General features: G+C 71.6%; 7 protein-coding genes. 1 reads left to right on the forward strand and 6 read right to left on the reverse strand.

Going from position 1 to position 10966, the window contains the following annotated elements; all coding sequences use genetic code 11:
- Nucleotides 1-879 (forward strand): MaoC family dehydratase, encoded by an 879-nt coding sequence (locus tag B5D60_RS00380; RefSeq protein ID WP_153302803.1) that lies wholly within the window; start codon nucleotides 1-3, stop codon nucleotides 877-879.
- Between the two features lie 50 nt (nucleotides 880-929).
- Here B5D60_RS00380 and B5D60_RS00385 read toward each other — a convergent pair whose 3' ends face one another.
- The 6 genes from B5D60_RS00385 to B5D60_RS00410 form a co-directional block, all read right to left on the reverse strand.
- Nucleotides 930-1808 (reverse strand): acyl-CoA thioesterase, encoded by an 879-nt coding sequence (locus B5D60_RS00385; RefSeq protein ID WP_078701203.1) that lies wholly within the window; start codon nucleotides 1806-1808, stop codon nucleotides 930-932.
- Nucleotides 1809-2078: 270 nt separating this feature from the next.
- Complete coding sequence (locus tag B5D60_RS00390) at nucleotides 2079-2975, reverse strand: proteasome assembly chaperone family protein (RefSeq protein ID WP_078698310.1); 897 nt, start codon at nucleotides 2973-2975, stop codon at nucleotides 2079-2081.
- Nucleotides 2972-4861: a 1-deoxy-D-xylulose-5-phosphate synthase gene (dxs, locus tag B5D60_RS00395; RefSeq protein ID WP_078698311.1), complete on the reverse strand. Its 1890-nt coding sequence runs from the start codon at nucleotides 4859-4861 to the stop codon at nucleotides 2972-2974. The genes B5D60_RS00390 and dxs overlap by 4 nt, the downstream gene beginning before the upstream one ends.
- A gap of 47 nt (nucleotides 4862-4908) precedes the next feature.
- Complete coding sequence (locus B5D60_RS00400; RefSeq protein ID WP_172806206.1) at nucleotides 4909-5415, reverse strand: flavin reductase; 507 nt, start codon at nucleotides 5413-5415, stop codon at nucleotides 4909-4911.
- Nucleotides 5416-5508: 93 nt separating this feature from the next.
- A complete protein-coding gene (gene acnA, locus B5D60_RS00405) occupies nucleotides 5509-8310 on the reverse strand; it encodes an aconitate hydratase AcnA (protein WP_078698313.1) in 2802 nt (933 codons plus the stop codon).
- A gap of 141 nt (nucleotides 8311-8451) precedes the next feature.
- Nucleotides 8452-10953, reverse strand: coding sequence for an SCO7613 C-terminal domain-containing membrane protein (locus B5D60_RS00410; RefSeq protein WP_153302804.1), 2502 nt, complete (start codon nucleotides 10951-10953; stop codon nucleotides 8452-8454).
- Between the last annotated feature and the right edge of the window lie 13 nt (nucleotides 10954-10966).

A 10966-nucleotide genomic window follows, 5' to 3' on the forward strand; every position in this document is an offset into this window, starting at 1 on the left:
GTGACCACGCGCACCTTCGACAAGGCGCCCGCGGGGCTGCCCCTGATGCTCAAGGCGGCGCTGCCGGCGATCCCGGTCGTCGGCGGCCTGCCCGGCATCCGGCACGAGCGGGGCGGCCTGCCCGACGTCACGCTGCGTCGGACCCGGGTCACCACCGACCTGGCCCACCTCGACCGCTACAACGAGGTGTGCGGCTTCGCACGTGCCGAGACGCTCCCGGCCACCTACCCGCACATCGCGGCGCACACGCTGCACCTGAGCCTCATGACGGACACGGCCTTCCCGTTCCCGCCCATGGGTGCGGTGCACCTGCGCAACCGGATCACCCAGCACCGCCCCATCGGCCGCGAGGAGATCTACGACCTCACGCTGCGGGCCACCGCGGACGACCCGCACCCGAAGGGCCGGCTGATCTCGCTGGTCAGCGAGGCGCACGTGGCCGGCGAACTGGTGTGGGACGAGACCATGACGGTCCTGTTCCGCAGCAGCAAGGGCGGCGACGAGCCGGCGGTACCCCCGCTGGCGGGCGTGGACGCCCCTGAGGGAGTCGTGCACTGGAAGCTCGGGGGCGACCTCGGTCGTCGCTACGGCGCCGTCTCGGGCGACCGGAACCCGATCCACCTCTACCCGTGGACGGCCAAGGCGTTCGGCTTCCCGCGCCAGATCGCGCACGGCATGTGGACGAAGGCGCACAGCCTCGCCGCGCTGCAGAACCGGCTGCCCGACGCCTACACGGTGGACGTCGAGTTCAAGAAGCCCGTCCTGCTGCCCGCCACCGTCGTGTTCGGCACCGAGGCCGAGGGTGCCGTGACGACGTTCGGCGTCCGCGACGCCCGCTCGTCCGTCCCCCACCTCGTCGGGCGCATCACGCCTGCGTGAACGAACGAACGGGCCCGCCACACGTCGTGTGTGGCGGGCCCGTTCGCGTGTCAGCGCTCGTCGCGGGGCTTGGCCGGGCGGATGAGGCCCTCCTGCGCGACCGTGGCGACGAGCGCGCCGTCCTGGGTGAACACGCGCGCCGTGCTGAGGCCGCGGGCGCCGGAGGCCGACGGCGACGACTGGTCGTACAGCAGCCACTCGTCCACTCGGAACGGCCGGTGGAACCAGACCACGTGGTCGAGCGAGGCCGGCTGCACCTTCGGCGAGCTGATCACCAGGCCGTGCGGCACCAGCGCGGCGCCCAGCAGGCTGAAGTCGCTGTAGTAGGTGAACGCGGCGCGGTGCAGCTCGGGATCGTCCGGGAGCGCGTCGCTGGCGCGGAACCACATGCGCTGCACGACCGGGTAGTACGGGCGGGTGGCGTCGTCCTCGGGCCGCGGGTCACCGACGTAGCGCATGTCGAAGCCGCCCCACTCACGCTTCCACTGCTCGGCCCCGTCGGGGCTGATGTACTTCACCAGGTCGAGCATCGAGGTCGCCTCCTCGGGGCCCGGCGTGGGCGGCAGGACGTCCTGGTGGTCCCAGCCCTCCTCGTCACGCTGGAACGAGGCGGTCATGTAGAAGATGACCTCACCGTGCTGGCGTGCCGAAACGCGGCGGGTGGCGAAGGAACGACCGTCGCGCACGCTCTCCACGTCGTAGATGATCGGGATGCTCGGATCGCCGCCGAGGATGAAGTACGCGTGCAGCGAGTGCAGGTGCTTCCCGTCGGTGACGGTGCGCTGGGCCGCGCTCACGGCCTGACCGGCCACCTGGCCGCCGAAGACGCGCGGCAGACGTGAGGCCTTGGGCTGGCCGCCGCGGAACAGGTTGACCTCCAGCTGTTCGATCTGCAGCAGGTCGACGAGTTCGTTCACGGAGGCAGGCACGGTCGCGATCCTATCGAAGTCCGCCGTCGTCACCGGTCCGACGACGGCTCGGCGGAGCCGTAACCGTCGTCACAGGTGATCTCGATACACCGGGAGCTCGCTGCGCTCGCCCCGGCACTCGATCACCGGTGGCCGGCGATCGAGCGTCGCGCCCAGCGCTGACTGGCCCGGGCCGCCGGCGATCGAGTGCCGACGAGCGAAGCGAGGCGGTGTATCGAGATCACGCGCAGCGCTGGCTAGCCCTGATCGTCCTTGCGCTGGCGCGCCAGGCTAGCCCTGATCGTCCTTGCGCTGGCGCGCAAGGAACTGCTCCAGCTGGCTCGCGAGCTCGTCGCCCGTCGGCAGGCTGGCGTCGTCGGCGAGCAGCGACTCGGCCGCGCCGCGGCTGAAGATGTCGTACTGCTCCTCCAGGCCGGCCAGCACCTGCTCGCCGTCCTGCTCGGCGATCTGCTGCTCGATCTCGGTGATCGACTCCGGCTGGCGGGCCCGGAGGTCCTCGAGGTCGAACTCGAGGCCCAGGCGCAGGCCCACGGCCTCCAGCAGCGCGATCGCCGCGGTCGGGTACTCGATCTGCGCGAGGTAGTGGGGCACGTGCACCACGTAGCCGATCGCGTCGAGCCGGTGCTCACGCATCCGGAACTCCAGCAGCGACTGCGCGGACGACGGCACCGTGACCTCGGCGTTCCAGAAGTTCTTCCGGTCGACCAGCTCGGGCCGCGTGCCGTGCATCGTCAGCAGCGGCGGCCGCGTGTGCGGCACGCCCATCGGCACGCCGCCCAGGCCCACCGTGAGTGGGACGCCCAACTCGCTGATGACGTCGATCGTCTCGGCCGCGAAGGCCTCCCAGCCGAAGTCGGGCTCGGGGCCCGCGAGCAGCAGGTACGGCGTGCCCACGCGGTCGGTCTGACGAGTGATCTGCAGAACCGGCTCGACGTAGTCGACGTAGTGGTCCCGGCGGAACGTGATCGGGGGCCGCCGGGCGCGATAGTCGAACATCGAGTCGAGGTCGAACTCGTGCACGACCTCGCCTTCGCCGGTGCGCAGCTGCTCGGCCGCGAGGACCGAGGAGGAGCCCGCGCTCAGGAAGCCGTCGAGGGCGACGATCAGCGGGATCGGGTCGCGCTCGTATTCATCGGAACGTCGTCGTGAGAACCACTTCGGAGTCAACGCCGGTCACCCTCGGGACATTCCCCGAGCCGGGCCAGCGCGTCCTGCGTGATCGACTCGGGGGTCAGGCCGAGGCGCTTGAGGATCACGTCGCGCTTCGCGTGGTCGAGGAACTCCTGCGCGACGGCGTGGATCCGCACCGGCACGTCCAGGCCCCGGTCGCTCACGGCGTGCAGGATCGTGGACCCCACGCCGCCCTGGCGGCCGTTGTCCTCGATCGTGACGACGAGGCGGTGCTCGGCGGCCAGGTCGAGCACAGCCGGGTCCAGCGGCTTGATCCAGCGCGGGTCGATCGCCGTCGCGGACACGCCCTCCTGCTCGAGGCGCTGGGCCACGTCGACCGCCATCGCGGCCATGGTGCCCACGCCGACGACCAGGACCTGCGCGTCGTCGGACCGGTGCAGCACGTCGACCGCGCCGACGCGGTCGACGGCCTCGAGGTCGGGAGCCACCGGGCCCTTGGCGAAGCGCACCACGCTGGGCGCGTCATCGATCTCCACGGCCTCGCGCAGCAGCTCGCGCAGCCGGCTGCCGTCACGCGGGGCGGCCAGGTGCAGCCCGGGCACGAGCTGCATCAGGGAGAGGTCCCACATGCCGTTGTGGCTGGCACCGTCGTCGCCCGTGACGCCGGCGCGGTCGAGCACGAACGTGACGCCCTGGCGGTGCAGGGCCACGTCCATGAGGACCTGGTCGAACGCCCGGTTCAGGAACGTGGCGTACACCGCGACGACCGGGTGCAGGCCACCCATCGCCATGCCGGCCGCGCTGGTGACGGCGTGCTGCTCGGCGATGCCGACGTCGAGGACGCGGTCGGGGAACTTGTCGGCGAAGGCGTCCAGTCCCGTGGGGTACAGCATGGCCGCGGTGATGCCCACGACGTCGGGACGGTCGTCGGCGATGCGCACGATCTCGTCGCGGAAGACGGAGGTCCAGCCGGCGGGCGCGATGCTGATGGCCTCGCCCGTGGCGCGGTCGAACGGGGTCGCCTGGTGCATCTGGTCGTTCTCGTTGGCGACGGCGATGTCGTAGCCGTGACCCTTGGTCGTGATCGCGTGGACGAGCACGGGACCAGCGAAGTTGCGGGCCGCCGTCAGCGCTTGCTCCATGGCCCTGCGGTCGTGACCGTCGACGGGCCCGAGGTACTTGATCCCGAGGTCCTCGAACATGCCCTGCGGGGCGAGGACGTCCTTGAAGCCCTTCTTGATCGCGTGGAGCGCCTCGTAGGCGACTCCGGCGACCTTGGGCCCGGTGGTCATCCGCTCGCGGATCGCGCTCAGGGCCGGCTCGTACCGCGGGTTCGTGCGGATCTGCGTGAGGCGGTTCGCCAGGCCGCCCACGGTGGGCGTGTACGAGCGGCCGTTGTCGTTGACCACGATCACGACCCGCCGGCAGTTGTCGGCGCAGATGTTATTGATGGCCTCCCACGCCATGCCGCCGGTGAGCGCCCCGTCACCGATGACCGCGACGACGTGGTCGTCCTTGCCCTGCACGGCGTTGGCGCGCGCGAGGCCGTCGGCGTAGGACAGCGAGGTGGAGGCGTGCGAGTTCTCGACCCAGTCGTGGTGCGACTCGGCGTGGCTGGGGTAGCCAGAGAGGCCGCCCTCCTTGCGCAGGTCGCCGAACTGGTCGGCGCGGCCGGTGAGCATCTTGTGCACGTACGCCTGGTGTCCGGTGTCCCACACGATCTTGTCGTTCGGGGAGTCGAAGACGCGGTGCAGCGCGATCGTCAGCTCGACCACGCCGAGATTGGGACCGAGGTGCCCGCCGTTGGCGGCCACCGACTCGATCAGCAACTCACGAACCTCGGCAGCGAGCCGCGTCAGCGATTCGTCGTCCAGGCGTCGCAGGTCGGCGGGACCGGACACGGAACTGAGCACTGACGCCATTCCTCCATCGTAACGACGCCCGACCAGCGCGGCCTCGCGACCGGCCGTCAGCCGAGGTCGTGGAAGCGGCCGCGGGCGTGGGCCGCCCCGGTGGCCGCCTCGACAGCGACCTCGTGGACGGTTCCCGTCACGCGCAGCGACCAGCCGATCTCCGTCAGCTCGTCCACCGTGAGCCCGCACCACGAACGCTCCTCGAGGCGCGGTCCCCACGCGGAGTCGGCCCAGCGGCCCACCGTGAACATGCCTCCGGGGGCGGGCGCCAGGCCCGCGAACACCTCGGCGAGGTAGTCGTCGCCGGGCTGCAGCACGCTGGCGGCGGCGCGGGCGCCCACCTCGAGTGACTCCCCCAGGTCGGAGTCGGGGTCGACGAGCAGCTCGATCCGGGGCGGCTCCCCGTCGACCAGCAGCACGGAGGAGACCGTGAGCCCGGCGCGGGCGCGGCCCGTGCCCGTGGCGACGATCGTGACCGGCGCGGGGAGGCGGCCCCGGAGCCGGCGGAAGGCGTCCTTGTCGCGGTCGGCCGGCACGAACGGGTGCTCCGAGTGGATCGTCACTCCCCCATCCCACCATCCGCGGCCGCACCGGACACCCCGTGACGCAGAACTGCCCGCCACCGGAGCGGTGGCGGGCAGCTCAGGGCGTCTCGCTCAGTCGAGCAGCGAGCGCAGCACGTACGGCATGATGCCGCCGTTGCGGTAGTAGTTCGCCTCACCGGGGGTGTCGATGCGGACGACGGCGTCGAACTCGACGTCGTCGGCCTTGACCTTGACTGTGCGCGGCGTGGTGCCGTCGTTGAGCTCGGTGACGCCGGTGACCGTGAAGGTCTCCTCGCCGGTCAGGCCCAGCGACTCGGCCGTCTGGCCCTCGGGGAACTGCAGGGGCAGGACGCCCATGCCGATGAGGTTCGAGCGGTGGATCCGCTCGTACGACTCGGCGATGACGACCTTGACGCCCAGCAGCGCCGTGCCCTTGGCCGCCCAGTCGCGCGACGAGCCCGAGCCGTACTCCTTGCCCGCCAGGACGACCAGCGGGATGCCGGCGTCCTGGTAGTGCTGCGAGGCGTCGAACACCGAGGTGACCTCGCCGTCGGCGGTGAAGTCGCGGGTGAAGCCGCCCTCGGTGCCGGGTGCGATCTGGTTGCGCAGGCGGATGTTGGCGAACGTGCCGCGGATCATGACCTCGTGGTTGCCGCGGCGCGAGCCGAGCGAGTTGAAGTCGCGCGGCTGCACGCCCTTCTCCATGAGGTACTTGCCGGCGGGGCTGTCCTTCTTGATCGCACCGGCCGGGCTGATGTGGTCGGTCGTGACCGAGTCGCCCAGCTTCAGCAGGACGCGAGCGCCCTCGACGTCGGTGACGGCGTCGGGCTCCAGGCCCATCCCGTCGAAGTACGGCGCCTTGCGGACGTAGGTGGAGTCCTCGTCCCACGCGAACGTGTCGCCCTCGGGGGTCGGCAGGTTCTGCCAGCGCTCGTCACCGGCGAACACGTCGGCGTACTCACGGCTGAAGGTGTCGGCGTCGATCGAGCTGGCGATGACGTCCTCGACCTCGGACGGCGACGGCCAGATGTCCTTCATGAAGACGTCGTTGCCGTCGGCGTCCTGGCCCAGCGGGTCGTTGAACAGGTCGACGTCCATCGAGCCGGCGAGCGCGTACGCGATGACCAGCGGCGGGGACGCGAGGTAGTTCATCTTGATGTCGGGGTTGATGCGGCCCTCGAAGTTGCGGTTGCCCGAGAGCACCGCGGTGACGGCCAGGTCGCCCTCGTTGACGGCAGCGCTGACCTCGGGGATCAGCGGACCGGAGTTGCCGATGCACGTGGTGCAGCCGTAGCCGACGAGGTTGAACCCGAGCTTGTCGAGGTAGACGTTCAGGCCCGACTTCTCGTAGTAGTCGGTGACGACCTTCGAGCCCGGCGCCAGGGTGGTCTTGACCCACGGCTTGCGCTGCAGGCCCTTCTCCACGGCCTTCTTGGCCAGCAGGCCGGCGCCGATCATGACCGACGGGTTCGACGTGTTGGTGCACGACGTGATGGCCGCGATGGTGACCGCGCCGTGGTCGACCTCGAACGAGGTGCCGTCCTCGAGCGTGACGCTCTGCGGGTTGCGGACCCGCTCACCGGGGGCACCGGTCGCATGATCGCTCGGACCCTCGCCGCCGTTGGCGAACGTGGACGTCTTGGGCGTGTCGGAGGCGGGGAACGAGTCGTCGACCGCCTCGTCGTACCCGTTGAGCTGCTGCTCGGTGTGGTCGACGTAGTCACGCAGCGAGGAGCGGAAGGCCGTCTTGCTGTCGGTCAGCGCGATGCGGTCCTGGGGACGCTTCGGGCCGGCGATCGAGGGGACGACGTCCGCGAGGTCGAGCTCGAGGTACTCGCTGTAGCGCGGCTCGTGGTCGGCGTCGTGCCACAGGCCCTGGGCCTTGGCGTAGGCCTCGACGAGGGCGATCTCCTCGGCCGAGCGGCCGGTGAGCTCGAGGTACTTCGTGGTCTCGCCGTCGATCGGGAAGACCGCGATGGTCGACCCGTACTCGGGGCTCATGTTGCCGATCGTGGCGCGGTTGGCCAGCGGGACGGCACTGACGCCGGGGCCGTAGAACTCGACGAACTTGCCGACGACGCCGTGCTCGCGCAGCTGCTCGGTGATCGTCAGCACGAGGTCGGTGGCGGTGGCGCCCTGCGGCAGCTCGCCGGAGAGCTTGAAGCCGACGACGCGCGGGATGAGCATGCTGATCGGCTGGCCGAGCATCGCGGCCTCGGCCTCGATGCCGCCCACGCCCCAGCCGACGACGCCCAGGCCGTTGACCATCGTGGTGTGCGAGTCGGTGCCGACGCAGGAGTCGGGGTAGGCCACGACGCCGCCGTCGCTGTCGCGGGTGAACACGACGCGGGCGAGCTTCTCGATGTTGACCTGGTGCACGATGCCGGTGCCCGGCGGGACGACGCGGAAGTCGCTGAAGGCGCCCTGGCCCCAGCGGAGGAACTTGTAGCGCTCCCCGTTGCGCTCGTACTCGATCTCGACGTTGCGCTCGAACGCCTCGGGCGTGCCGAAGACGTCGGCGATCACGGAGTGGTCGATGACCATCTCGGCGGGCGCGAGCGGGTTGATCTTGGAGGGGTCGCCGCCGAGGTCGGCCATCGCCTCACGCATCGTGGCGAGGTCGACGACGCACGGGACGCCGGTGAAGTCCTGCATGATCACGCGGGCGGGCGTGAACTGGATCTCCTTGCTGGGGTCCGCCTCGGGGTCCCACGAGGCGATCGCCTTGATGTCCTCGGCGGTGATGTCCGCACCGTCCTCGGTGCGCAGGAGCGCCTCGAGCAGGATCTTGAGGCTGAACGGCAGGGAGGCGACGTCGAGTCCCTCGCCCTGGACCGCATCGAGCCGGTAGTAGTCGTAGGACTTCTCCCCGACCGCCAAGGAGTCCTTGGCCTGGAAAGTGTCGACGCTCATGGGCTTCTCCTTCACTGGTGTTCCCATCCTGCCCCCCGTGGGGCCGCCCGGGGGCGTTCAGGATGGCCTAAGTCCCAGTTATCTTGATGTCAAGATAAACGATATCAAACGATGTGCGAGGGCGCGCCGCTCAGGTGACCCTCACCTCAGCGCCGCGATGCGCACCAGCAGGGCGCGTCCCTCGGCGACTCGCTTCTCCCACGTGGTACCCACCACGAGCAGAATCAGCCCGGCGATCGCGATGAGGATCCAGCGCTGGAGCCCGAGGGCCGTCGGGCCGACGTTCGCCAGGACCAGCACCAGCAGGACCGCCGCTCCGGCGATGACCGGTGCTCCCCACCGCAGGACGAGTCCGGTGGCGAGGGAGGCGGCGGCGACCAGGCCGAGCAGCAGCGCGCGCAGGCTCGTCGGGTCCTCCAGGGCCTGGGGCAGCGACGGCAGGAAGGTCAGCAGGAGCCCGGGCGCGAGGGCGCTCCACGTGCGACTCGTCGGGTCGGAGCGCAGGTGCCACCAGCCGGCTGCGAGGACGGCGACGGCGAACGGCGCCGTGTACGCCTCGACGGTCTCCACGTCGCTGGCGGCCAGTCGCGCCACCCAGGCGGCGCCGGTGAGTCCGGCGGCGACCCAGCGCAGGTGGATCCGGTCGTCGTCGAGCAGGCCCACCACGGCCGAGGCGACCGCACCGATCGTGAGCAGCAGGGAGACCAGGGCCAGGTCGTCGCCCTCGCGCACCACCGTGACGAGCAGCGTCGCGGCGACCACGACCTCCACGGCCGTACGGTGCCAAGGCAGCTCGTCGAGCGCGAGCGTCAACAGCAGCAGTCCCGCCGCGACCCCCACGACGATCAGCCCCCACGCGCCGGGGGCGACGTCGGCGAGGTCGGCGACCTGAGCGACCGTGGCCACGATCGCGAACGCGGTGAGCCCGGCGGCGGCGGCCGAGATCGCCCGGCGGGGACCCGGAGGCTCCTCGAGACCCACGACGGCACACACGAGAGCACCGGCAGCGGCGATGCCCCACGCCCAGGCGGTGACCGGGCCGCCCAGCGGCACGACGACCATCGCGAGCGCGACGACGGCGACGGGCACGATCGAGAACTCCCAGCGAGCGCTGCGCAGGGCCACCGCCAGCGCGGCGCCGACCGCGACCAGCGCGACGGCGTGCACGAGGAACGGCAGGGTCGACGCGCTGACCGCCGTGACCACGGCGGCGCCGGCCGCGACGAGGGCGACCGGGACCCGCCACTCCGGCGGAGCGAGCGTCGGGGACGGCCAGCGTGCCGTGGCGAGCCATGCGGCGATCAGGGGCACGGCGACCGCCAGCACCCACCACCCCTCGGTGATGTCGAGCTGGTCGGGGCGCACCCACACGTCGGAGGGCGAGGAGAACCAGCCGGCCTGCTCGGCGCGCTCGACGTTGGAGAACGCCACCGCACCGCACCAGAGCAGCGCGGCGGTGCCACCGGCGACCGCGGCCCACCGGGCGCCCAGGGACCAGGCGTCCTCACGGACGACGAGCCACGCGAGCAGGGCCACGACCACCGCGACGGCGGCCAGGCCCGCAGCCGACGTGGCGACGTCGGCGCTCCACGCCCCGCCCTGGACCGCGACGCCCACGAGGTAGAGCACGGCGGACACCGCGAACGCGGTGAGCCAGACGCGAAGACGGGGCAGCACGACGGCCCCGGCTGCGGCGAGGGCGGCCAGCGCGACGGTCGGCAGCGCCTCGGACGGCCGCAGGACCGGGGACCCGGCCTGCGACGCGTCGATCGCGAGGGCCACGAGCGCGACCGCGAAGAGCAGTACGAGCACCGCGCTGGGCCACAGCATCCACTGCAGGCGCGTGCGATGGGCGACGGCGGCCACGGCGAGGGGCAGCACGAGGGCCACGGCGGCGGCCCAGAACCAGTGGTCGTCGCCCTCCCCCAGCTCCCCCAGCCTCACCATCACGGCCGGGGCGCTGACGAACGGCGCGAAGCCCGCCGCCAGCTGCGGGGTGACGAGGCGACGACCCAGCGGCGCCTCGCCCCAGCGGACGATCGCCACTCCCGCGGCGGCGAGCACCGCGGTCCACACCACCGAGACGAGGGCGAAGTCGGACCAGCCGAGCCCGAAGAGTCCCTCGGCGACGGCGGCCAGGAGGTCGACCGTGACGAAGCCGAGGAAGACGGCCCAGAGGGCCTCGGCGGTGTTGTCGAGCCCGCGGCGGGTGGCCCAGCGGGCGGCGACGGCGACGAGCGCGGTGACCGCCAGCAGGATGGCGGCTCTTCCGAGGACACCGAGGGAGCCCCAGGCCACGGTCGCGAAGATGATGCCCGCGACGACCAGGCACACGGCGCCGAGGCCGAGCAGGATCGAGCCCGTCGACCACGTGCGAGCCGGCGTCGGCGTCGGCGTCGCCATCGGGGCGGTCGGGAGCGGCGCCGCACCTGCCGTGGAGCCCGCCGGAGCGGCAGCGGGCGTCGTCGCGGCGACCTGCTGGCGCGCGCGTCCCTGCGCCACGAGCCGGTCAGCCTCGACGAACAGCCCCCACAGCCGCTGCGCCTCGACAGAGCGGAGGTCGAACCCGCAGCGGGGACAGGTCATCGCGTCGCTGATCATCCCCCGGCAGGCGGGACAGGCGTGGGGGTCGGCGTACGTCACGGTGGTGACTCAA

Origin of the sequence: Aeromicrobium choanae (assembly GCF_900167475.1) — a bacterium.
In the GTDB taxonomy this organism is placed as follows: Bacteria; Actinomycetota; Actinomycetes; order Propionibacteriales; family Nocardioidaceae; genus Aeromicrobium; species Aeromicrobium choanae.

Bases quoted from the DNA above. Each gene is read 5' to 3' on its own strand.
- acnA (WP_078698313.1), bottom strand. From the start codon at position 8,310: ATGAGCGTCGACACTTTCCAGGCCAAGGACTCCTTGGCGGTCGGGGAG.
- dxs (WP_078698311.1), bottom strand. From the start codon at position 4,861: ATGGCGTCAGTGCTCAGTTCCGTGTCCGGTCCCGCCGACCTGCGACGC.